21 protein-coding genes are annotated in these 23,574 nt (G+C 62.7%); 7 read left to right on the forward strand and 14 right to left on the reverse strand.

Annotated elements, in window-relative coordinates:
• The 7 genes from FHX11_RS26125 to FHX11_RS26155 all read right to left on the reverse strand — a co-directional run.
• Positions 1-149: ACT domain-containing protein (locus FHX11_RS26125; RefSeq protein ID WP_184363105.1), on the reverse strand; the 149-nt coding region annotated here is incomplete at its 3' end.
• A 95-nt stretch (positions 150-244) separates the two neighbouring features.
• Positions 245-1,552, reverse strand: a complete 1,308-nt coding sequence (gene glnT / locus FHX11_RS26130) for a type III glutamate--ammonia ligase (protein WP_184363107.1) — start codon at positions 1,550-1,552, stop codon at positions 245-247.
• Positions 1,553-1,631: 79 nt separating this feature from the next.
• The gene (locus tag FHX11_RS26135) at positions 1,632-2,960 is read right to left on the reverse strand and encodes an FMN-binding glutamate synthase family protein (RefSeq protein WP_184363110.1); all 1,329 of its coding nucleotides are present in this window, start codon (positions 2,958-2,960) and stop codon (positions 1,632-1,634) included.
• Between the two features lie 15 nt (positions 2,961-2,975).
• Positions 2,976-3,662, reverse strand: a complete 687-nt coding sequence (locus FHX11_RS26140) for a GXGXG domain-containing protein (RefSeq protein ID WP_184363114.1) — start codon at positions 3,660-3,662, stop codon at positions 2,976-2,978.
• Positions 3,663-3,693: 31 nt separating this feature from the next.
• On the reverse strand, positions 3,694-4,602 hold the full coding sequence (locus FHX11_RS26145; protein WP_184363117.1) for a glutamine amidotransferase family protein: 909 nt from the start codon (positions 4,600-4,602) through the stop codon (positions 3,694-3,696).
• A gap of 91 nt (positions 4,603-4,693) precedes the next feature.
• Complete coding sequence (locus FHX11_RS26150; RefSeq protein WP_184363120.1) at positions 4,694-5,377, reverse strand: helix-turn-helix domain-containing protein; 684 nt, start codon at positions 5,375-5,377, stop codon at positions 4,694-4,696.
• A 75-nt stretch (positions 5,378-5,452) separates the two neighbouring features.
• Positions 5,453-6,412 carry a GlxA family transcriptional regulator gene (locus tag FHX11_RS26155; RefSeq protein ID WP_184363122.1) on the reverse strand — a complete coding sequence of 320 codons (960 nt, stop codon included), beginning with the start codon at positions 6,410-6,412 and terminating at the stop codon, positions 5,453-5,455.
• A gap of 86 nt (positions 6,413-6,498) precedes the next feature.
• On the opposite strand from FHX11_RS26155, the gene FHX11_RS26160 reads away from it, so the two are divergent.
• From FHX11_RS26160 to FHX11_RS26175, 4 genes are read left to right on the forward strand one after another with little or no spacing between them, the layout of a single operon-like run.
• On the forward strand, positions 6,499-7,749 hold the full coding sequence (locus FHX11_RS26160) for a sarcosine oxidase subunit beta family protein (protein ID WP_184363125.1): 1,251 nt from the start codon (positions 6,499-6,501) through the stop codon (positions 7,747-7,749).
• Between the two features lie 12 nt (positions 7,750-7,761).
• The gene (locus tag FHX11_RS26165) at positions 7,762-8,040 is read left to right on the forward strand and encodes a sarcosine oxidase subunit delta (protein WP_184363128.1); all 279 of its coding nucleotides are present in this window, start codon (positions 7,762-7,764) and stop codon (positions 8,038-8,040) included.
• The gene (locus FHX11_RS26170) at positions 8,037-10,970 is read left to right on the forward strand and encodes a sarcosine oxidase subunit alpha family protein (RefSeq protein WP_184363131.1); all 2,934 of its coding nucleotides are present in this window, start codon (positions 8,037-8,039) and stop codon (positions 10,968-10,970) included. Before FHX11_RS26165 ends, FHX11_RS26170 begins: the two co-directional genes overlap by 4 nt.
• Positions 10,963-11,496, forward strand: coding sequence for a sarcosine oxidase subunit gamma family protein (locus FHX11_RS26175; protein ID WP_184363134.1), 534 nt, complete (start codon positions 10,963-10,965; stop codon positions 11,494-11,496). Before FHX11_RS26170 ends, FHX11_RS26175 begins: the two co-directional genes overlap by 8 nt.
• Here FHX11_RS26175 and FHX11_RS26180 read toward each other — a convergent pair.
• Together FHX11_RS26180 and FHX11_RS26185 are read right to left on the reverse strand one after the other, a co-directional pair.
• A complete protein-coding gene (locus FHX11_RS26180; RefSeq protein WP_184363136.1) occupies positions 11,463-12,068 on the reverse strand; it encodes a nucleoside 2-deoxyribosyltransferase in 606 nt (201 codons plus the stop codon). The genes FHX11_RS26175 and FHX11_RS26180 overlap by 34 nt on opposite strands.
• Before the next feature lie 24 nt (positions 12,069-12,092).
• A complete protein-coding gene (locus FHX11_RS26185) occupies positions 12,093-13,259 on the reverse strand; it encodes a M20 aminoacylase family protein (RefSeq protein WP_184363138.1) in 1,167 nt (388 codons plus the stop codon).
• A gap of 316 nt (positions 13,260-13,575) precedes the next feature.
• On the opposite strand from FHX11_RS26185, the gene FHX11_RS26190 reads away from it, so the two are divergent.
• From FHX11_RS26190 to fba, 3 genes are all read left to right on the forward strand, one after another.
• Positions 13,576-14,823 (forward strand): adenylate/guanylate cyclase domain-containing protein, encoded by a 1,248-nt coding sequence (locus tag FHX11_RS26190; protein ID WP_184363141.1) that lies wholly within the window; start codon positions 13,576-13,578, stop codon positions 14,821-14,823.
• A 351-nt stretch (positions 14,824-15,174) separates the two neighbouring features.
• A complete protein-coding gene (locus tag FHX11_RS26195) occupies positions 15,175-15,699 on the forward strand; it encodes a DUF992 domain-containing protein (RefSeq protein WP_184363144.1) in 525 nt (174 codons plus the stop codon).
• A 281-nt stretch (positions 15,700-15,980) separates the two neighbouring features.
• The gene (gene fba / locus FHX11_RS26200; protein WP_184363147.1) at positions 15,981-17,045 is read left to right on the forward strand and encodes a class II fructose-bisphosphate aldolase; all 1,065 of its coding nucleotides are present in this window, start codon (positions 15,981-15,983) and stop codon (positions 17,043-17,045) included.
• Between the two features lie 41 nt (positions 17,046-17,086).
• Here fba and FHX11_RS26205 read toward each other — a convergent pair whose 3' ends face one another.
• The 5 genes from FHX11_RS26205 to FHX11_RS26225 form a co-directional block, all read right to left on the reverse strand.
• A complete protein-coding gene (locus FHX11_RS26205) occupies positions 17,087-18,826 on the reverse strand; it encodes a glycerol-3-phosphate dehydrogenase/oxidase (RefSeq protein ID WP_184363150.1) in 1,740 nt (579 codons plus the stop codon).
• 23 nt (positions 18,827-18,849) lie between these two features.
• On the reverse strand, positions 18,850-20,379 hold the full coding sequence (locus FHX11_RS26210; RefSeq protein WP_184363153.1) for an FGGY-family carbohydrate kinase: 1,530 nt from the start codon (positions 20,377-20,379) through the stop codon (positions 18,850-18,852).
• Between the two features lie 43 nt (positions 20,380-20,422).
• On the reverse strand, positions 20,423-21,265 hold the full coding sequence (locus FHX11_RS26215) for a DeoR/GlpR family DNA-binding transcription regulator (protein ID WP_184363156.1): 843 nt from the start codon (positions 21,263-21,265) through the stop codon (positions 20,423-20,425).
• Between the two features lie 181 nt (positions 21,266-21,446).
• Complete coding sequence (locus FHX11_RS26220; RefSeq protein WP_184363159.1) at positions 21,447-22,394, reverse strand: D-ribose ABC transporter substrate-binding protein; 948 nt, start codon at positions 22,392-22,394, stop codon at positions 21,447-21,449.
• 112 nt (positions 22,395-22,506) lie between these two features.
• Positions 22,507-23,559: an ABC transporter permease gene (locus FHX11_RS26225; protein ID WP_184363162.1), complete on the reverse strand. Its 1,053-nt coding sequence runs from the start codon at positions 23,557-23,559 to the stop codon at positions 22,507-22,509.
• Between the last annotated feature and the right edge of the window lie 15 nt (positions 23,560-23,574).

Here is a 23,574-nt window from a genome sequence, read left to right on the forward strand (position 1 = left end):
GAGACGCGCATGAAGAACTTGCCGGTGTCGAGATCGTCGAACTGGCTGGAATCGACGATGTTGCAGCCCTGGTCGGCCAGATAATTGGCGATCGCGGCCACAATCCCGCGCGTCGATTGGCACGATACCCGTAGAACGTAATTTTTCATGTCTCTTCCCCTGCAAGCTGCGACTGCGCGTCCGCGCGGGCCGGAATTTCAGGCTCCGGCCCGGGCGTTAATCCGGTGAAATGCCTTTGACATGCTCAGATATCGAGCGTCGTCGAATGCTCCCAGGCGGTGAACTGCGAGCAATAGCTGTTCCATTCGCCATGCTTCAGCTTGATATAGGCGGCGGAAAATTCCGTCCCGAGCGCGGCCTGCAGCTCCGTATCCTTCTCGTATTCGCGCAGCGCGTCGAGAAGGTTGAGCGGCAGTTTCGGTGCGTCGGTCACGGCATGACCGTCCCGGTACATGTCGATATCGTAGTGCGGGCCTGGATCGGCATTGGTACGCAGTCCGGAAAGACCGGCCGCAATGATGATCGACTGCAGCAGATAGGGATTGACGGCACCGTCCGGAAGCCGCAGCTCGAAACGGCCCGGTCCCGGAACGCGCACCATATGCGTGCGGTTATTGCCGGTCCAGGTTACCGTATTGGGCGCCCAGGTCGCTCCCGAAACCGTGCGCGGCGCATTGATGCGCTTGTAGGAATTGACGGTGGGATTGGTAACGGCGGCGAGCGCGGAGGCATGCTTCATGATACCGCCCAAAAACGTCTTGCCCTTTGCGGACAGCCCGAACGGCATCGCACTGTCGGCGAAGGCATTGACCTTGCCCTCGACGTCCCAGACGGAGATATGCGCGTGGCAACCGTTTCCGGTCAGCCCCTTGAAGGGCTTGGGCATGAAGGTGGCGCGCAGCCCGTGCTTTTCGGCAACCGACTTGACCATGAACTTGAAGAAGGAGTGCTTGTCGGCCGTCTTCAGCGCATCGTCATATTCCCAGTTCATCTCGAACTGGCCGTTGGCGTCCTCGTGATCGTTCTGGTAGGGCTTCCAGCCGAGTTCGAGCATGTAGTCGCAGATCTCGGCGATCACGTCATAGCGGCGCATGACCGCCTGCTGGTCGTAGCAGGGCTTTTCCGCCGTGTCGAACTCGTCGGAGATCTTCGTACCGTCCGGCGAAATCAGGAAGAATTCCGGCTCGACACCGGTCTTGACCCGCAGCCCCTCTTTCGCGGCCTCGGCGACCAGCTTTTTCAGCACGACGCGCGGCGCCTGTTCGACGGGCTTGTCTTCCATCATGCAGTCGGCCGCGACCCAGGCGACATCCCTCTTCCACGGGAGCTGGATGACGGAGGAGGCATCCGGCACGGCGAAGAGATCGGGATGAGCCGGCGTCAGATCGAGCCAGGTGGCAAAACCGGCAAAACCGGCGCCGTCTTTCTGCATGTCGGCGATTGCTTCAGCAGGGACCAATTTGGCGCGTTGACCGCCGAACAGGTCCGTATAGCTGATCATGAAATACTTGATGCCTTTCTCGGAGGCATAATGCGAGAGGTCCAGTGTCACAGTCGTTCCCTCATTTTTGATATTGGACACTTGTCAAAAGAAACGGGCGACATCCTCCCAAATGCGCCCGTTCCGATATTTAAAATCCGGCCTTGCCCGGATACCAGTTGGTGCCCGCAAGCGGGATTTGCGCCATGGCGGCGGCTTCCATCGTGAGCGCGCAGAGATCCTCCGGCTCGAGATTGTGCAGATGGTTCTTGCCGCAGGCGCGGGCGATGGTCTGCGCTTCGAGCGTCATCACCTTCAGATAGTTGGCAAGGCGGCGGCCGGCCGCGACCGGATCCAGCCGCGCGGCCAGTTCCGGGTCCTGGGTGGTGATGCCGGCCGGGTCCTTGCCCTCGTGCCAGTCGTCATAGGCACCGGCGGTCGTGCCAAGCTTCTGGTATTCCTCCTCCCAGCGCGGGTCGTTGTCGCCGATGGCGACCAGGGCGGCCGTACCGATGGCGACCGCATCGGCACCGAGCGCGAGCGCCTTGGCCACATCGGCGCCGGAGCGGATGCCGCCGGAGATGATCAGCTGCACCTTGCGGTGCATGCCGAGATCCTGCAGCGCCTGGACGGCGGGGCGAATGCAGGCGAGCGTCGGCATGCCGACATTCTCGATGAAGACATCCTGGGTTGCGGCCGTGCCGCCCTGCATGCCGTCGAGCACGACGACATCGGCGCCGGCCTTCACCGCGAGCGCGGTATCATAATAGGGGCGCGCGCCGCCAACCTTGACGTAGATCGGCTTTTCCCAATCGGTAATTTCGCGCAGCTCCATAATCTTGATTTCAAGATCGTCCGGCCCGGTCCAGTCCGGGTGGCGGCAGGCCGAGCGCTGGTCGATGCCCTTGGGCAGATTGCGCATGTTGGCGACGCGATCGGAAATCTTCTGGCCGAGCAGCATGCCGCCGCCGCCGGGCTTGGCCCCCTGTCCCACAACCACTTCGATCGCATCGGCGCGGCGCAAATCCCTAGGATTCATGCCGTAGCGCGACGGCAGATACTGATAGACCAGCGTCTGCGAGTGGCCGCGCTCCTCGTCGGTCATGCCGCCGTCGCCGGTCGTGGTCGAGGTGCCGGCCAGCGTGGCGCCGCGGCCGAGCGCTTCCTTGGCATTGCCCGACAGGGCGCCGAAACTCATGCCGGCAATGGTGATCGGGGTCTTGAGCGTGATCGGCTTCTTGGCGAAGCGGCTGCCGAGAACCACGGTCGTGTCGCATTTCTCGCGATAGCCTTCGAGCGGATAGCGCGAGATCGACGCGCCGAGAAACAGCAAGTCGTCAAAATGCGGCACCTTGCGCTTCGTGCCGGCGCCGCGAATGTCATAGATGCCGGTCGCCGCCGCGCGGCGGATCTCGGCCAGCGTATGGTCGTCGAAGGTGGCGGACTTGCGCGGCGGCGTAAAGGGATTGTGATAGCTCATAATGTCTCTCTTGCCTCAATACGCGTCGGCATTGTCGATGTTGAAATTGTAGAGCTTGCGCGCCGATCCATAGCGCTTGAACTCTTCCGGCCTGACGTCATGGACGCCGGCCTTTGCGAGAAGCTCGGCGAGCTTTTCCAGATGCTCGGGACGCATCTCCTTTTCGATGCAGTCGGAGCCCAGGCTCTTGACCGAGCCGCGCACGAAAAGCTTGGCTTCGTAGAGACTGTCGCCCAGCGCATCGCCGGCATCACCGAGCACGACCAGATGGCCCGACTGTCCCATGAAGGCCGACATATGGCCGATATTACCATGCACGACGATATCGATGCCCTTCATCGAGATGCCGCAGCGCGAGGCCGCATTGCCCTTGATGACCAGCAGGCCGCCGCGGCCGGTCGCGCCCGCATACTGGCTGGCATCGCCTTCGATGACGACGGTGCCCGACATCATGTTTTCGGCGACGCCGGGACCGGCCGAACCATGCACCGTGACGTTGCCGCCATCGTTCATGCCGGCGCAGTAATAGCCGACCGAGCCCCTGACATCGACGGTGACGGGCGCGTCGATGCCGACGGCGACGGCGTGATGGCCACGCGGGTTCACGACTTCGAAGGCGATATCGTTGGCGCCCGCCGCAAGCCCGTGAAGTGCGCTGTTGAGGTCACGCAGCGGCGTGACGGAAAGATCGAAAACTGGCATTAAACAACTCTCTCGATTGCACGAAGCCTGATCAGGCAGCCTTTTCGTGATCCCAGAAATAGACGGTGGCCGGCTCCGGCTCCCAGATGCGGGCATCCTCGATGCCCGGCAGATTGACGAGCGCGCGATATTCGGAACCGAAAGCGACATATCGATCGGTTTCGGCCATGACCGCCGGCTTGCAGGCGATCGGATCGCGCACGACGCCGAAGCCGGACTTGGTGCCGACGACGAAGGTGAAGAAACCGTCGAGATCGTCCAGCGCGCCGGTCAGCGCCTCGCCCAGATCCTTACCCTTGGCCATCTCGGCCGTCAGATAGGCGGCGGCGACTTCGGAGTCGTTCTGCGTCTCGAAGCTCATGCCCTCGCGCACCAGCTCGCGGCGAAGATTGTTGTGGTTCGACAGCGAGCCGTTATGAACCAGGCATTGATCGGAGCCGGTCGAGAAAGGATGCGCGCCGAGCGTCGTGACGGCGGATTCGGTCGCCATGCGGGTATGGCCGATGCCGTGCGTGCCGGACATGGAGGCGACGCCGAAGCGGGAGACGACATCCTTGGGCAGGCCGGTCTCCTTATAGATCTCGATGGCATCGCCGCTGCTCATCACCCGGACATCCGGCCGCAGCGCAGCGATGGCCGCGCGGCCATCGCTGCGCTTGTCTTTCGCAAGCACAATAACGGCATGGGTGCTCTTCACCTCGATCGACACCGGCGCGTCGAGCGCCCGCCTCAGATCGGCCTCCAGGCCGTCGAAATCCTTTGCCGGATTGGCAGACTGGATGGTGATTTTCGCTTTATTCCCGTTCGCGCCGCCGTAAATCGCGATGCCGGCGCTGTCAGGCCCGCGATCCGTCATCGTCACCAGCATGGAGGAAAGAAGCGAGCCGAGCTCCGGCTCCAGGCTTTTATCCTTCAGGAAGAGACCCACAATTCCGCACATGATCAGACCCTCCATTTCGCGTCTGCAAAATGACTAGCAGGTCCAATTTAGGATTTCAACTGGTAAGAATAATATTTTCTTTTAAAGCAAGTCAGTCGCTCTTGCCGCGCTGTGGATAGCTGATGATCGAGAGATAGCGGCTCGGCAGTTTCACCAGCACTTCCGGCCCATGCGGCGCGTCGGCATCGAAGAACAGGCTATCGCCCGGCTGCATGGTGAAAAGCTGCTCTCCGTGGCGATAGACGACCTCGCCTTCGAGCATGTAGAGGAACTCCATGCCCTCGTGCTGGAACGTCGGGAACACGTCGGAATCGGCCGTCAGCGTGATGAGATAGGGCTCGACGATCACGCCGCTCGAATTGTTGTCGATATGGCCAAGCACATTATACTGATGGCCGGCGCGCGTGCCGCGCCGCTCCAGCTCCACCCCCTGCCCCGCCTTGACGAAGACAGCGTTGCGCGGCTCCTCGTATCGGCGGAAGAAGGCCGTCAGCGGCACGCCGAGAGCGCGGGAGAGCGATTGCAACGTCGTCAGCGACGGCGAGATATTGCCGTTTTCGATCTTCGACAGCATGCCGAGCGAAATGCCGGTGGCGGCCGCAAGGTCCGTCACGGTAATGCCGAGCTTCTTGCGATAGGCGCGCACCTCATGGCCGATCGCCATTTCCAGGTTGTTTTCCTTCGGCTCGCGAACCGCATGCGGGTCCTGCGAAAAAGCCGGTCGCGCGTTGTGCGGATGCTCTTCGCTCGATGTCTTCTCCGGCTTGCTCTTCATTCAATATCCTTTGCTGCAACGCACCTTTACAAGCACCCTATCGTCGGAGTGAAATTTTCTCAACCGAGACGAAAGTCAGGATTTGCGAATATTGCTGGGCGCGACCCCATAGACATTGCGATAAATGCGCGAGAAATGCGCGCCGCTGGAAAAGCCGGTGGCGACGGCGATTTCGGATATGGAAAGCGGGCTCTGCTCCAGCAGCCGCCGCGCGTGCTGCAGCCTGATGCGGCGATACTGATCGAGGAAGGTGGAGCCGAGATGGGCCGCGAACAGCCGGTCGAGATGGCGCGGCGTGACGCCGGCGATCCGCGCCATGGCCGCACGGCCGAGCGGCATCTCGATCGTCTCCTCCATCTTCTCCAGCACGCTGAGGAGGCCGGGATGATGCACGCCGTAGCGTTCGGCAAGCGAGCCGCGCTGCGGCGCCGTCGGTTCGCCGACCTCCGTGTGCAGGTACCAGTCGCTGACGCGGCGGGCGAAATCCGGCCCCATGCGCTCGGAAATCAGCACATGCATCATGTCGAGCGGCGCAATGCCACCGCCGCAGGTGATGCGGTTGCCATCGATAACGAACCGGGCCTGCCGCGGTAAAAGCGCAGGGAAGGCTTCCAGGAGCGCCGGCGCATGCTCCCAGTGGATGGTGAAATCGCGCTCGGCAAGCAGGCCGGCATCCGCCAGCAGGTAGGGTCCGCCGGAAATGCCGCCGATGCGCACGCCCTCGCGCGCCAGCTGCCTGAGACAGGCATGGACGGCGGGATAATGCCAGTCGCGCGGCGAACCGCCGGCGCAGACGAAGATGGTGCCTAGCCCCGAGCCACGACCCGGAAGCGGGTCGACCGGCACCGGCACGCCGCCGGAGGACAGAGCCGGCGCACCGTCCGGCGAGAAATTCGACAGGCGATAGATTTCCCGCCCCGCAAGCAGATTGGCGGCACGCAGCGGCTCCGTCGCCGAGGCGTAGGACATCAAGGCGAATCCCGGGATCAGGATGAAGCCGACATGCTGGACGTTTTTCGCGTCGATGAATGACATGTCCCTTTTCTATTCGAAAAAGTCCCAAATAGGCAAGTATGCGATCGTCCTTCTGTCATCATGGGGCGGTTCTTTCGGAGCCATTCATGCGCTATTCCGCTCTCTCCATTTTTCTCAACGGCCTTCGCGGCAATACCGGCTGGGCACCCGCCTGGCGTCAGCCCGAACCGAAGCCACATTATGATGTGATCATCGTCGGAGGTGGCGGCCATGGGCTGGCGACGGCCTATTATCTCGCCAAGACCTTCGGCATCACCAATGTCGCCGTCCTGGAAAAGGGCTATCTCGGCTCCGGCAATATCGGCCGCAACACGACGATCATCCGCTCCAACTACCTGCTGCCCGGCAACAATCCCTTCTACGAGCTGTCGATGAAGCTCTGGGAAGGGCTGGAGCAGGATTTCAACTACAATGCCATGGTTTCGCAGCGCGGCGTACTCAACCTCTTTCATTCCGACGCCCAGCGCGACGCCTATATGAGACGCGGCAATGCCATGCGCCTGCACGGCGTCGATGCCGAACTGCTCGACCGGGAGGCCGTTCGCAGGAAGCTTCCCTTCCTCGATTTCGACAATGCCCGCTTCCCGATCATGGGCGGGTTGTTGCAGCCGCGCGGCGGCACCGTGCGCCATGATGCGGTCGCCTGGGGCTATGCGCGCGGCGCCGACAGCCGCGGCGTCGACATCATCACCGGCTGCGAGGTGACCGGCATACGCCGCGAAAATGGCCGTGTGACCGGCGTCGAGACCAACAAGGGCTTCATCGGCTGCGGCAAGCTGGCGCTGGCGGCCGCCGGCAACTCCACCATCGTCGCCGATATGGCGGGCCTGCGCCTGCCGATCGAAAGCCATGTGCTGCAGGCCTTCGTCTCCGAGGGGCTGAAGCCCTTCATCGATTGCGTCGTCACCTTCGGCGCCGGGCATTTCTATGTCTCGCAGTCGGACAAGGGCGGCCTCGTCTTCGGCGGCGACATCGACGGCTATAATTCCTATGCCCAGCGCGGCAATCTCGCGACCGTCGAGCATGTCGCAGAGGCCGGCGTGGCGATGATCCCGGCGCTGACGCGGGTGCGCTACCTGCGCAGCTGGGGCGGTGTCATGGACATGAGCATGGACGGCTCGCCGATCATCGACCGCACCCATATCGACAATCTCTATCTGAACGCCGGCTGGTGCTATGGCGGCTTCAAGGCGACACCCGCCTCCGGCTACTGCTACGCGCATCTGATCGCCCGCAACGAGCCGCACGAGACGGCGCGGCAATTGCGCCTGGACCGTTTCCAGCGCGGCTACCAGATCGACGAAAAGGGCGTCGGCGCCCAGCCGAACCTGCATTGAGGACATGACGAGATGGCAAGCCTGATTTCCTGCCCTCACTGCGGCATCCGCCCCAAGGAGGAGTTCACCATCAAGGGCGATGCAAGCCTGACGCGCCCGGCTCCCGGTGCATCCCCCGAAGAATGGTACGATTACGTCTACCTCCGCAACAATCCGAAGGGGATTCACAAGGAGTATTGGCATCATTCCTCCGGCTGCCGCCGCTGGTTGATCGTCGAGCGCGATACGGTCACGCACAAGGTCCACACCGTCAGCGATGCGGCACTTACCAAGCTTGGAGACCGGGCATGAGCAGCTATCGCCTTTCCTCCGGCGGCCGGATCGACCGCGCCCAGTCGATCCATTTCAGCTTCGACGGCAGGGACCTGTCCGGTCATCCCGGGGATACGCTTGCCTCCGCTTTGCTCGCCAACGGCATCCAGCTCGTCGGCCGCAGCTTCAAATATCACCGTCCCCGCGGCATCCTGACGGCGGGCGCGGCCGAGCCGAACGCGCTGGTGACGACCGGCACCGGCGGCCGCACGGAGGCCAACAGCCGCGCCACGATGATCGAGCTCTATGACGGGCTCATCGCGCGCAGCCAGAACCGCTGGCCCTCGCTCGATTTCGATATCGGCGCCCTCAACGGCTTGCTCTCGCCCTTCCTCAGTGCCGGTTTCTACTACAAGACCTTCATGTGGCCGGCCGCCTTCTGGGAGAAGGTCTACGAGCCGCTGATCCGCAAGGCCGCCGGTCTCGGCAAGGCCTCCTATGAAGCCGATCCCGATTCCTACGAGAAATGCTGGGCGCATTGCGACCTGCTGGTGATCGGTGCCGGACCGGCCGGCCTTGCCGCGGCGCTGACAGCGGGCCGCGCCGGAGCGCGCGTGATCCTTGCCGACGAGAATTTTGTGCATGGCGGCAGCCTGCTGAACGAAGCCGATTCTGCCCTGCAAACCATTCTTGACGAATTGGCGACGCTGCCGAACGTCCAGCTCCTGCCGCGCACCACCGTCATCGGCTGGTACGACGACAATGTCTTCGGCGCGGTCGAGCGCGTGCAGAAGCATGTAGTCACGCCCGATCCCCATCGTCCCGTCGAACGTTTCTGGCGCATCATCGCCAAGCAGGCGATCCTTGCCACCGGCGCGGAGGAGCGGCCGCTTGTCTTCGGCGGCAACGACATCCCCGGTATCATGATGGCGGGCGCCATGCGCAGCTATCTGAACCGCCAGGCGGTCGCCCCCGGCGCCCGCACCGTGATCTTCACCACGAATGAATCCGGCTATCGCACCGCCGCCGATCTCGAGGCCGCCGGCGTCGAGGTTGCCGCCATCGTCGATAACCGGTCGGCACGCAGCGCAGGCTGGGGCGGCAAGGCGCCGGTCCTCTCCGGCGGATGCATCGTCGATGCCCATGGCGGCAAGCAATTGCAGCGCGTGACCATTGCGACGGCATCCGGCATGCAGGACATCGAGGCTGATGCGCTGGCCATGTCCGGCGGCTGGAGCCCGATCATTCACCTCGCTTGCCATCGCGGGGCAAAACCGGCCTGGTCCGAACGGCACGCGGCTTTCCTCGCGCCGGAAAGGCAGGACGGATTGCTGATCGCCGGCTCCGCCGCCGGTCTCGCCACGGCGGAAGCCTGCCTCGGCGATGGCGCCGGCAAGGCGATCGAGGCGCTGGCGGCCATCGGTTTCGCCAAGGTCGAGCCGGCCTTCGCACCGGTGGAAGACGGACAGACCGTGGCCACGCCGCTCTGGTACGTCAAGGGCGGCAAGGGCAAGGCCTTCGTCGACTACCAGAACGACGTGAACCTCAAGGATCTCGGCCTTGCGGTGCGCGAGGGCTACGGCCACGTCGAGCTTGCCAAGCGCTATACGACCAATGGCATGGCGACCGACCAGGGCAAGCTCTCCAATATCAACGCCATCGGCATTCTCGCCGAAGCACGCGGCATGTCGCCCGGCGAAGTCGGCACCACCACGTTCCGCCCCTTCTACACGCCGGTCTCCTTCGGGGCACTGACGGGCAGCTCGCGAGCTAAGCATTTCCAGCCGGCCCGCAAATCGCCGCTGCACAACTGGGCCAAGAAGAACGGCGCCACCTTTGTGGAAACCGGCCTCTGGTATCGCTCCTCCTGGTTCCCGCGTCCGGGCGAAACGACGTGGCGAGAAAGCGTCGACCGCGAAGTGCTGAACATCCGCGGACACGCCGGCATCTGCGATGTCTCCACGCTCGGCAAGATCGAGATCTTCGGCAAGGATGCGGCGACCTTCCTCGACCGCGTCTATTGCAACGGTTTCGCCAAGCTTGCCGTCGGCAAGGCGCGTTACGGCATCATGCTGCGCGAAGACGGCATGATCTATGACGACGGCACGACCAGCCGGCTCGGCGAAGAGCATTTCTTCATGACGACGACGACCGCACTTGCTGCCGGCGTGCTGACCCATCTGGAATTCTGCGCCCAGACGCTCTGGCCCGAGCTCGAGGTCTATTTCGCCTCCTCGACCGACCAATGGGCGCAGATGGCCGTTGCCGGCCCGAAATCCCGCGCGATCCTGTCCGAGATCGTCGACGAGGATCTCTCCGATGAAGCCTTCCCCTTCATGAGCGCCCGCCCGGTCACGCTTTTCGGCGGCAAGCTCGAGGGCCGGCTCTTCCGCATCTCCTTTTCCGGCGAGCTCGCCTATGAGCTCGCGGTGCCCGCCGGCTATGGAGAAGCGGTCGCCGACGCCGTCATGCAGGCCGGCGAGAAGCATGGCATATGCCCCTATGGCGCTGAAGCGCTCGGCGTCATGCGCATCGAGAAAGGCCACGTCACCCATGCCGAGATCAACGGCACGGTGACACCCGGCGACCTCGGCTTTGGCCGCATGGTCTCGACGACCAAGGCGGATTTCATCGGCAAGGAAATGCTCGCCCGCGAGGGGCTGCAGGCGGCGGATCGCGGCCGGCTTGTCGGCGTCAAGCCGCTCGATCCCGCCACCAGTTTCCGCACCGGCGCCCATATTCTGGCCGACGGCGCGGCGGCGACGCTCGAAAACGACCAGGGCTATGTTACGTCAAGCGCCTTCTCGCCGAGCCTCGGCCACACGATCGGTCTCGCGCTGGTCAAGAACGGACCGGAGCGCATCGGTGAGAAAGTGCTGGTCTGGAACGCCTTGAGAAACGAATTCACCGAGGCGCAGCTCTGCAGCCCCGTCTTTATCGACCCCGACAACGAGAAGCTCCATGCCTGATCAACTGCAACATAGCCCAGTGCTTGCCGGCAAGGACATCCTCCAGGGACCGGATATCCGACTTGAGCCGCTGCCGGAGGGCCATCTGCTGCATGTGATGGGCGCCATCGACGCCGAAAGCCTCGCCGGGCATCTCGCCGTCGCCGGCCTCGATGCCAGCACGCTCCGGCCAGCGGGCTACCGGCAATGGTTCGTCGCCGGCGACACCGCGCTGGCGGCTTCGCAGATTGCAGCATTTTCCTCGGCCATTCTCAACAAGGCTTATCTGTCCGACCAGAGCCACGGACGCGTCCGCATCGGCCTTTCCGGCTCGAAAGCGGTCGAACTGCTAACCAAGGGCACAGCGGTCGATCTTCATCCCTTGGCCTTCCCCGAAGGCCGCTCGGCCGTCACCCTGTTTGGGCACATCACGGTGCAGCTGACGCGTACCGGCGCCGAGAGTTTCGAGCTGACGGTGCTGCGCAGCTTTGCCGAAGCGCTCTATGAGGAGCTTCAGGAATTGGCGGTTTCCCTAGGAGCGGCGTGAACCGCTCGCTCAAGTAGTCTTGTCGCCGCGATCCGCAGGCACTCCTCGAATGCCGTGAGATCGACAAACAGCCGGTCGGCCTCGACCTGCCGCGTGACGATCGTTCCGCCACGGGAATCGATGCCGCCGTCCAGCATCAGATTGTCGACCATGTCGAAGTTTTCGAGCGACATTCCATCGGGGCCACGATAACGCCCGTCATGATCGAGCCGGAGGGCACCGTCATAGTAGCGGCTCGCCCGTTCGAAATGGCTCTTCGTGCTGTTGGAAAAGGCAAAGGCCGGACAGCCGCGGGCACACATGAAGCCGAGTTCGAACGCCGTGCCGATATCGGCGGCGACCCCACGGAAGGGCGTCAGATTGGCGATGATCAGATCGGCGCTCGACATCAGCCTTTCGTTGATGGCGCTGATGGCGAGGCCACGCTGCCTTTTCGTTTCGGTTTCGGGGACCGCCAGGTCGCCCGGCGATACCGGCGTGAAACCGTAATCGCGCGCGAGCGCGATCTTGCGGTCGAGAATGTCCCGCGCGTTCGGAAGAAAAACCTCCGGGCCTGCCAAATATGCTCTCAATCTATTGCCTCTATCAACCGTTCATCAGGATAGGCGTTGTGCCACCAGAGCCGCCCAGTAATCGATGCCATAGGCAATGGCGTTGTCGTTGAAATCATAGGCTGGGTTATGCAGGTCGGCGCTGTCGCCATTGCCGAGCCAGATCATTGCGCCGGGCCGTTTTTCGAGCATATAGGAGAAATCCTCCGAACCCATGGTCATCGGCCAGTTGCCGTCGACACGCTCCTGCCCGACAATGCTTTGCGCCGCTGCGATGGCGGCGGAGGTCTTCTCGGGATTGTTGACCGTGACCGGATAGCCCGGACGCCAGTCGATCTCGGCCTCGGCGCCATAAAGTGCTGCCGTCGTCTTGACGATCTCGCGGAAGCGCTGCTCGACGGCGCGGCGCGTTGACGGCTGCATGGTGCGGACCGAGCCGCCGATCTCGACCGTCGACGGGATGACATTCAGTGCCCTGCGGTCGCCGCCGCTGATGAAGGTCACGGACACGACGACCGAATCGAGCGGGTCGATGAAACGGGAGGCGATCGACTGGAGCGCCACGACCAGATGCGAGGCGGCAAGCAGCGGATCGCGGGCAAGATGCGGCGTCGCGGCATGACCGCCAAGGCCGGTGATGGCAATGACGAAACGATCGCCGGCAGCCATCATCGGGCCGCTGCGGATGGCGAAGGAACCAACGTCGAGACCCGGCTGATTGTGCATGCCGTAGACTTCCTCGATGCCGAAGCGATCGAGCAACCTTTCCTCCAGCATCACGCGCCCGCCGCCGCCGCCCTCTTCCGCCGGCTGGAAGACGAGGACGATCTTGCCGGCAAAATCCCGTTCGGCGGCAAAACGCTTGGCGGCGCCGAGCATGATGGCGGTATGGCCGTCATGGCCACAGGCATGCATCATGTTGGGCACTTTCGAGGCATAGGGCAGGTTCGTCTGCTCGGACATCGGCAAGGCGTCCATATCGCAGCGGAATGCGATCGTCCTGCCAGGTCCCCGCTTGCCCGCAATCACCGCCACGACCCCGGACTGGGCGATCCCGGTCACCACCTCGTCGCAGCCGAATGCCTTGAGCTTCTCCGCGACAAGCGCCGCCGTGCGCGGCAGGTCGAACAGCAGCTCCGGATGCTGATGGATCTCGCGGCGCCAGGTCTTGGCTTCCTCGGCAACGAGACGCGATGCTTCGGACGGGGTCATGAAAACTCTCCTTCGGGACGGTCGTATAACGGCGCCGGGATTGCGGCAAGCCGATGAGACGGTGGGCGGCAGTCTGGCTTTGCTGCGCTGCGAAAGCAAGTCGCGAAACGCGAATGCGGCAAATTCCCCAACTGTCGCCGCCACAGCCTGCTTCATCGGTGAGATCTGGTTCCCGGCTGGCCTGCGACAAACGCAGCGCACGGAAATGGCTCGATTGTCGTTCCAGTCAAACGACAATAAGGATATATTCGCGTTACGGCTGAATCACCGCCGCAGCCACAGCCACAACAGGCCAGGCATTCATGGAGTATCGCTTATGCAAATCTCATCGCAAGCTGCCGACGGCATGCATGACGAGAGCAACGGCACCTGGCCGATAAAGCGCAGCCGTATTCTCGACTGGCTGATCCAGGAGACCCGCGAGGAACGTTTCATCGACAATATCCTCGTGGCCCTTTGCGAGAAATTGCGAGCCGCCGGCATCCCGGTCGGACGGGCGACGCTGCACTTCAGAACACTTCATCCGCAATGGCTCGGCGCGCGCATCCTCTGGCGCCCGGGACTGGAAGAGGCCGATATCACCACCTTCAGCTATGGCGTCGAAAAGACGCCGCAGTTCCTGTCGAGCCCGATGAATGAGATCTTCAATGGCGCCACCGAAGTCCGCCAGAATCTCGAGAAGGTGCCGGCGGGTGGCTTTGCCTATACTCTCTACGATGAAATGCGCGCCGAGGGGCTGACGGATTACATCGCCTGGCCGATCTATCATACGTTCGGCAAGCGTCATATCGCCACCTTCGCCTGCGATGCGCCGGGCGGCTTCACCGAAGAGCAGGTGAGCGTGCTCCAGGACCTGCTGCCTGCCCTGACGCTCGTGAGCGAGATCCGCTTGAAGAACATATTGGCGCGCACGATGCTGCGCACCTATGTCGGCCCGCATGCCAGCGAAGCCATCCTCGCCGGTGCAACCACGCGCGGCAGCGGCACCACCGTCGGCGCCGCCATCCTCATTTGCGACCTGCGCGATTTCACCACGATTTCCGACATGTGGCCGCGCGACGATGTCATCGAGCTTCTGAACGGCTATTTCGACGCGATGGCCGAGCCGATCGAGAAACATGGCGGCGAGATCCTGAAATTCATGGGCGACGGGCTGCTGGCGATCTTCCCACTCAGCAATCCCGATGCCTGCTCCAGCCTTCTGCAGGCGATCGGCGAGGCGGAAGCGGCTGTCGCCACCCTGAACGAGGAAAACCGCAAACACGGCCGCGAAGTGCTGCGCTATGGCGTCGGCGTGCATGTGGGCGATGTCATGTATGGCAATATCGGCTCGAAAACCCGGCTCGATTTCACCGTGATCGGCCCGGCGGTCAACATCGCCTCACGGCTGGAATCGCTGACCAAGGAGGTCAAGCGGCCCGTCCTCCTGTCAAAAGCCTTCGTCGAAATGGCCGGTTGCGAGATCGAGATGGAAAGTCTCGGCGCTTTCCCGCTCAAGGGTCTCGGCGAGCCGGTCGAGGTCTTTGCCCCGGTGACCGACGAAAAGCAACGACAACGGGCGTGATCAACGAGGCAATCCCCCGTTTGCACGCAAGAGCGCCGAATCAGCCGCCATGCGGATCCCGCAATGAAGGCACGCTGCATGTCGAACCGCATGTTGGGCGGCTTGTTCGTCTTCAATCATGCGTGATCGACGGCCAAATCATGCGTTGAATGAAAGCCGGTCGCAAAACGTGAAGGGCCTGCGGGGCTGACGTTCCTTGCATGGCCCCTTATATTATTATCTGCATAACGGACAGGCTGCCTTATTTTTGTGGGATCGTTCTGCAACGACAGACGTTAGTAAGAGCTGACCTTAAAACGGCTCGATCAAAAGGGTGTTCGCACCCGGAATACTCTGACAAGGAGAAAACAGATGAAAAAAATACTTACCCTGGCATTTTCAGCGGCATCCTTGATCGTCGCCGGTGCGGCGACTGCACGCGCGGCTGATCTGTCGCCCTCCTATCAGGAGCAGGAACAGGACCAGCGCAACGGCGTCAAGATCGGCTATCTCACTTGCGAGATCGGCGGCGGCGTCGGTTATGTGCTCGGCTCTGCCAAGGAAGTCGATTGCACCTTCCATTCGACCATGGGAAAAGAGCGCGTGGACCACTATAGCGGCGCCATCCGCAAGATGGGCGTCGATCTCGGCTTCACCACCCGCAGCAAGCTCGTCTGGGCCGTATTCGCGCCGACAGCCGGCTATCATCATGGCTCCTTGAGCGGCCTCTACCAGGGCGCCACGGCCGAAGCGACCCTCGGCGTCGGCATCGGCACGAACATCCTCGTCGGCGGTACTTCCGGTTCGATCCATCTGCAGACGGTAAGCGTGACCGGCCAGCTCGGCCTCAACCTCGCGGCGACCGGCACTTCCGTAACGCTGACCTCGACGGACTGACAGCGACCCTCGCCGCTTTTAAGGCGACAGCCGCGCCGTCAGCAAGGTCCGACCGCATACCATCTTCCATGACCGCCTCCGCAAGGGGGCGGTCATTTTGTTTTGAGCGGAGACGGGGTAGGCCCCGTCAAAGCATGAGATTCACCCGAAACGATCAACCATGACGTTTCACGCAGCATGAAACAAAATGTCATGAGAAATGTGATTTTGTCGCTTTATATTGTTATTTACTTCAATAGGGTGATTTCATCGCTGCATGTCGTCGCTGAAGGGAGAGTTGAATGGCACGTATCACGTTGAGACAGTTGCTCGATCACGCTGCGGAAAACGGCTATGGGGTGCCGGCTTTCAACATCAACAACATGGAGCAGGCACTCGCCATCATGGAGGCAGCCGATACCTCCAATGCGCCGGTGATCATCCAGGCCTCGCGCGGCGCCAGAGCCTATGCCAACGATATCATGCTCAAGCACATGATGGATGCGGTCGTCGAAATCTATCCTCATATTCCGGTTTGCGTGCATCTCGACCATGGCAATGATGCCTCAAGCTGTATGACCGCCATCCAGGCCGGCTTCACCTCGGTGATGATGGACGGCTCGCTGAAGGCGGATGCGAAGACGCCGGCCGACTGGGACTACAATGTCGGTGTCACGAAGACGGTTGCCGAAATGGCGCATCTCGGCGGCATTTCCGTCGAAGGCGAACTCGGCGTTCTCGGCTCGCTGGAAACCGGCATGGGCGAGGCCGAGGAGGGCCACGGCGCCGAGGGCAAGCTCTCGCATGACCAGCTTCTCACCAATCCCGACGAAGCGGTCAAATTCGTGCGCGAGACCAAGGTCGATGCACTGGCGATCGCCATGGGCACCTCGCACGGTGCCTACAAGTTCATCCGCAAGCCGGATGGATCGGTGCTGGCGATGAACGTCATCGAGGAGATCCATCGCAAGCTGCCGAACACCCATCTGGTGATGCACGGCTCCTCCTCCGTTCCGGAGGAACTCCAGGAGATCATCAACAAGTATGGCGGCCGGATGAAGCCGACATGGGGCGTACCGGTCGAGGAGATCCAGCGCGGAATCAAGAACGGCGTGCGCAAGATCAATATCGACACGGATGGCCGCATGGCGATGACCGGCCAGATCCGCCGCGTCCTGCAGGAAGACCCGAGCGAATTCGATCCGCGCAAATATATGAAGCCGGCCATGGCTGCGCTGACGAAACTCTGCAAGGAACGGTTCGAACAGTTCGGCACCGCCGGGCATGCGACCCGCATCCAGCCACTGCCGGTCTCGGAGATGGCAAAGCGTTACAAGTCCGGCGCGCTCGACCCGGTCTTCTCGTAAGCGTAGGGGGACAGAGTGGTTTCGTGAAACGCTGAACCGTTCTAGAGCCTCGCATGCGCCGGCTGCGGGCCGGAAACATCCGCCAGCCGGTAACCGTGGAACGTCGCCAGCGAATTCACCACGTCGTCGATCTCGGCGAGCAATCTCTGCGTGCTCCATCCCAATGCGCTGGCAGCGACCGTCCCGACCGTGCGCAGCCCTTCCATCGTCAGCGCACCCTCGATCGCCAGCGTGGTGCGGCGGAAGACGATATCCGACAGATGGACGACAAGTTCGCGCCGCGCGATCCAGTCGATTTCGAGAAGACTGTAATGCGAAGCGCCGGGCAGCCGCTCGGCGTCGCCATGGGCAGAACCATGTTCCAGGATGGCCGAGGCCGTGGTGCCGTAGCGGGCCAGAAGCTCATCGACCCGCTCCGGCTCACTCCCGGTCCTGGCGGCAACGGCACGCACCCATTCCTTCCTTGCGGCGACATCGGCGGGAAAGTCCTTGCCGCCGCCGATTGCAAGCTGCCGGGTGGAGAGGCGACGCGTCCGATTGAACCGGCCAAGCACGGTATCGGCGACCTCCTCGGCAAAGCCACGGAACGTGGTCCACTTGCCACCCACCAGCGAGATGATGGCAAAGGGGCGTTCTGCCTGTGGCTCCTGCACGGGAGCGGAATGGTCGCGGCTGATCAGCCCCGGCGACGACGCATCCGAGGCCGGCAGTGGGCGGATGCCGCTATAGGTATAGACGACCTGCTCCTCATCGAACCGCAGTCCCGGCAGCAGCGAGCGCAAGCTCTCCAGGAAATAGTCGAGCTCCGGCGCCTCGCAGCGCACATTGTCCGGATCGGCGCTCGGAATGTCGGTCGAGCCGACCAGGGCAAGGCCGAGATAGCCATAGACCAGACAAATGCGGCCGTCGTCGGCTTCGAAATAGATCATATGGCCGTTCAGGCTGCGCACCAGCTCGGGATGGTCGAGCAGGATGTGCGATCCCTTCGTGCCACCGATCAGATGCGACGGGGCACCGAGCGCCTCGTTGACATGATCGATCCAGGGACCGGCGGCATTGATCACGAGCTTCGGCGTGATCGAGAAGGTGCTGTCGTCCGGCCGGAGGAAGGTGAGCGTCCCGTTCGACGACGAGATCAGCGTCGTGGAATTGGCGGCGAGCGCCTTGCCGTTGGCCTCCAGCCCATCCTTCACCAATTCGTAGACCAGCCGCTCGGGCCTGCTGATCTTGGCATCGTAATAGATGCCGCCGGCGACGATTTTCGGCGTGACATGCGGCATCTCCTTCAGCGCCCGTCGCTTGAAGACGAACCTGTGACGGGGCATGACGCGGCCGCGGGAGCCGAAGAAATCATAGAGCGCGAGCCCGATCTTGATGAGCACGGCGCCACGGCTTCTCGGCGCGGTGGTCGATCCCGTGAGCGTCCGCAGCGCCGCCCAGATGCCGCGTGTCCAGGAGAAGATCGGAACGAAAGTCGGCAGCGCCTCGACGCAATGCGGCGCATTCCTCAAGAGCAGATTGCGCTCGAGCGTCGACTGCGCCACCAATCCGAATTCGCCGGTCTCCAGATACTTCAACCCGCCATGAATGAGCCGCGACGGAGCCGCGCTCGTGCCGGAACCGAAATCGGACTTGTCGACGATAAGGCAGTCGATGCCCTGAATTGCAAGGTCGCGAAACAGCCCGGCGCCATTCACACCCGCGCCGAGGATGACGACATCGATATCGCCATCCTGCAGTTTCGAAAAGCGTTGTTCCAGATCGGCGGCGATATCGGTCATGACGTCATGGTCCTGCTGAAAGTCTAGTGTGCGGTGTCCGCCGGCACGAGGCCGCCGATCTTCGGCCAGATAGGCGCCATGGCCTCGGCGATCTCGCGGAAAAGCGCATATCGGACACGGTATTCGGCACTGCGCCCCGCATCGGGATAAGAGGTCCTGGCAATCGCGCCGACATTGCGGGGATCGCTCTGAGGATCGGCATAGAGCCCGACACCCGCGCCGGCGCAGAGCGCCGCTCCCCAGGCGGCCGCCTCGTCCGTTTCGGTCACCGTGACAGGCATTCCGAGAACATCGGCAAACATCTGGACGACGACGGGATTACGGGAGATACCGCCGGCAAGCCGCGCTTCGCCGAAGGAAAAGCCGTCGCCCAGCGCATCGACGTGGATCTTGTGATTGAAGGCAATGCCCTCCAGCACGGCCCGCAGCATGTCGCCGCGATCGTGCCAGCCGCCGAGGCCGAAGAAGCCGGCGCTCGCCGAGGCGCCGTAGGGGGAGCCGAAGAGATAGGGATGGAACAGCGCGGTCGATGGACGGGCGAAGGCTGCCTCGATCTCGGGAGCAAGCAGCGTATGAATGGACTGCCCCGCCGCCTCCGCGCCCGCGCGTTCGCCGGCGCAGAGCTTATCGAGAAACCAGTCGTAATTGGCTGTCGACGCCGGCGAGATCGACATATTGTTCCATAAGCCCGGTGCAATTGCGTTGCGGCAGAACCAGCGCTTGTCGACGCGCGGCTCGGACGATAGCGTCTCGTTGATCGAATAGGTGCCGGCGATCACCGCGACCACGCCTGAGGCATACCCCCCGGCACCCAGGGCCGATGCCGTGACATCGTGGAGCCCCGCAACCACCGGCGTTCCCTCGGCAAGCCCTGTGCGACCGGCGACCGTGGCGGTGACACGACCGACGATCTCATCGGAGCGCGATGCGGGCGGAAGGGCATCCTTGAGTGCATCGAGCCCGAAGAGCGTCAGCGCGTCTTCGGAATAATCCTGGCTTCCGACATGGGTGAAAGAGGTGCTGGCCTCGGTCCGATCGGTGCCGACGACGCCGGTCAGGCAGAAACGCAGCCAGTCCTTGCAGCTCAATATGTGACCGATCCGTTCGAAACGGCTGGGCTCCTTCTCCTTGATCCAGGCAAGAAGAGCCGAGGGCGCGGAAACATGCGGAAGCTGGCCGGTGAGCGCCAAGGCGGCGTCCGCCACCGGGCTTGCCAGCCAGCGGTCGACAAGAGCGCCCGCCCGGCTGTCGAGCGACAGGATGGCACGGCCAAGCGGCTTGCGGGAGCGATCGAGCAGATAGATGCCGTCGCCATGGGCGGTCGCGGCGATCGCCTTGATGTCCGAGGCGGGCCGCTTGCTGAGCACGATGGCCTCGGCGATCGCATCCGCCGTGGCATTCCAGAGCTCGTCCATATCCCGTTCGACATGACGGGCCTTCGGGATGAACTGGGTGACGCGGCGGCGCGCCACGGCAAGCGGCGTTCCGTCGACATCGAAAATAACGGCCTTGGTGACGGTGAGACCGCTATCGATTCCGAGAAGGCTCGGCATTCTGGTTACTCCGACTGATAGAAGGGCCGCGCGGGCGTCGCCCTCATGACCGGTCTTCGTCGCCCCTGGCAACGACGACGTTGATATTCGCGGTGCGCATGCGATCGACATGCGCCGCCGATGTCTTTTCGTCGACGATGACCACATCGAACTCGCTCAGGGCCGCGAAACTGTGCAAGGCACGCCGCTCGAATTTCGTGTGATCGGCAAGAAGGATGCGCTTGGCGGCGCAATCATACATCGCCCGCTTGATGTCGACGATCTCGGGCGACTGGTGGAAGACGATGTCGTCGGTGATGGCGGACATGGAGATGAAGGCGACATCGGCCCGCAGCCTGTTGATCTCGTTGATCGTCATCCGCCCCATGAAGGCATTGCACCAATTGTGATACTGGCCGCCGAGAGCGAGCAGCGTCACATCATGCATCCCCTTCAGCGCATTCATGAGCGTCAGGGAATTGGTGATCGCGGTCAGCGGCACCTTGGCCGGCAGATGTGCCGCCATTTGCAGCACGGTGGTGGAATCGTCGAGGAAGATCGCCTGCCCCGGCTCGATGAACTGCATCGCGGCCGCGGCGATCATCTTCTTTTCCGCCGGCTGGCGGTTGGCGCGGTAGACGTCGCTCGATTCGATCAGGCTCGTCGCGGCCGCCGAAACGATGCCGCGCGTCTTTCGGAAGAGGCCGCGGCCGACCAGCTCGTCGACATCGCGATGCGCCGTCATCAGGCTGATGCCGAACCGCTCGGTGAGATCCTCGATGCGCATGGAGCCCTCCGCCATGACAGCCTCGGCAATCATCTGCCGGCGAACGAGCTGGCGGCTGTGCCGGCTGTCGCTTGGAAGTTCGTCCGACAGGAATGGTCCGAGATTCGTCTTCTGTGTCACTGTGGCCCCTGACGCTGGTTCTTGCCGATATGAGCCCCGTCCCGCCCATGCGGCATCGGGGCATAAGGAGGATATGGAGCAATCTCTGCCGTATCCGCAACGCTGCTGTCCATGCCGGCATGGCGCGTCCCTTACATATCAACGGGAATATGGGGCGCCGGTGGCAGCGCCCCATACCTGCTTACTGGGCCAGAACGAACGGGCCGGTGTACTTGTCGACATTGTCCTTCGTGATCAGCAGGCAATCGAAGAGCTGCTTTTCGCTCGAAGCACCGGTCTTGCCGGTCTTGATGAAGCTGTCGGCCTGCTTGACCGCCTCTTCCGAGAAGACGGCAACCGGCTGAAGAACGGTGTACTGAAGTTCACCGGCCTTGATCGCGGCGACGGCATCCGGGGAGCCGTCGAAACCGCCGACCTTGACGTTGGCGAGCTTGCCGGCTTCCTTCAGGGCGGCAATCGCGCCGAGCGCCATCTCGTCATTGCCGGAGATCACGCCGATGATGTCGGGATGGGCCTGCAGCATGGATTGCATCTTGTTATGGCCCTGGGTGCGGTCCCAATTGGCGACCTCCTTGGCGACCTTCTGCAGGTCCGGATATTGCGTCAGTACCGTTTCATAGCCGTTCGAACGGGTAGCGGCGTTGTTGTCCGAGGGAGCGCCGAACAGCTCGGCATACTTGCCCTTGTCACCGACGGCTTCGACCCATTGCTGGGCACCGATGGCAGCACCCTGTGCATTATTCGAGACGAGCTGCGCCTTGGCGAGGCCTTCCTGGTTGATTTCCGCATTGACGAGGATGACCGGAATACCGGCGGCAACAGCCTTTTTCACCGCGCCGACCGAACCGTCGGCATTGGCCGGATCGAGGATGATGGCGACCGACTTGTTGGTGATCGCGGTATCGATCAGGTTGCTCTCGGTGTTGGTATCGCCCTTATGGGCGCTGACCGACGCCGTGTAGCCGAGCTTCTCGGCGGTCGCCTTGGCGACATTGCCTTCCGTCAGCCAGTAGGGGTTGGACGGATCGTTGACGATGATCGTCATCTGGCCAGCAGCCCATGCCGAGCTTACGAAGATGGGGGCTACCGCGACGGCGGCCAGAAGAATGCGCATGCCTTTCTTAAACATAGTCTCTCTCCCTTTGATGAGCTCTGATAGTGCCGGCAGGCCGGCGATGCTTTCCGCGATCGGCTGGCGCATCGCGCCAGGTTGGCGTCGCGGACAAGTTCGGTCGTGCGCGTCAGCCCGATTTGGTCCGACGCCCGTATTGAATGCTGTTCATGAGGACCGCCAGGACGATGACCGCGCCGGTGAAGACGGTTTGCCAGTAGGCCGACACGCCGATGATCACGAGACCATCCGACAGGAAGCCGATGACGAAGGCACCGAGCATGGTACCACGCACCGTGCCGCGTCCGCCCGTCAGCGCCGCGCCGCCGATCACGACGGCGGCAATCGCCGTCAATTCATAAGTGGTGCCGGCGGTCGGACCGGCCGAGGTGAGCTGCGAGGACAGGACCAGGCCGGCGATGGCGGCGCAGACGCCGGAGAACACGTAGACGAGGATCTTGACCTGCTTGACCGGCACGCCCGAAAGATCCGCCGCGCGCTCGTTGCCGCCGGAGGCATAGAGCCAGCGGCCGAAGGCGGTCTTGCTCAACACCAGGCCGCAGATGATCGCGAGCGCCGCCAGCACGATGACGCCGATCGGAATGCCGGCCAGGCGGTTGAAGCCCAGCCAGTCGAAGCCGGTATTGCCGAGCTCCGGACGGCCGCCGAGATTGTTGTAGGTGAGGCCGTTGGTCATCAACAGCGCGATGCCGCGCGCGACATAGAGCACGCCGAGCGAGGCGACGAAGGCCGGCACCTTCAGATAGGCGATGAGCACGCCGTTCACCGCGCCGACGATGGCGCCGATTGCGCAAGTGATGACGACGACAGCCCAGACCGGCGGATACAAAATGACGCCGAAGCTCGACAGCGTGACGCCCTGCATCAGGAAGCCGGCGATGCAGCCGGCGAGCCCGAGCGTCGAACCGACCGAAAGGTCGATGCCACCATTCAGGATGACGAGCAGCATGCCGATCGCCAGAATGCCGAAGATCGCGACATGCGAGGCCATGGTCAGGAAGTTGCTGAGCGTGAAGTAGTAGGGCGACAGGAAGGAAAACACCGCGATGATGACGATCAGCGCGAAGAAGGCGCGGCCTTCCAGGATCAGCCGCACCAGACTGAAATTCCGCCGCTGACCGTTCGAAATCGATTTCTTTTCCGTGATGTTCGTGACTGACATAATCAGTGCTCCATG

Origin of the sequence: Rhizobium sp. BK602 (genome assembly GCF_014195095.1) — a bacterium.
In the GTDB taxonomy this organism is placed as follows: Bacteria; Pseudomonadota; Alphaproteobacteria; order Rhizobiales; family Rhizobiaceae; genus Rhizobium.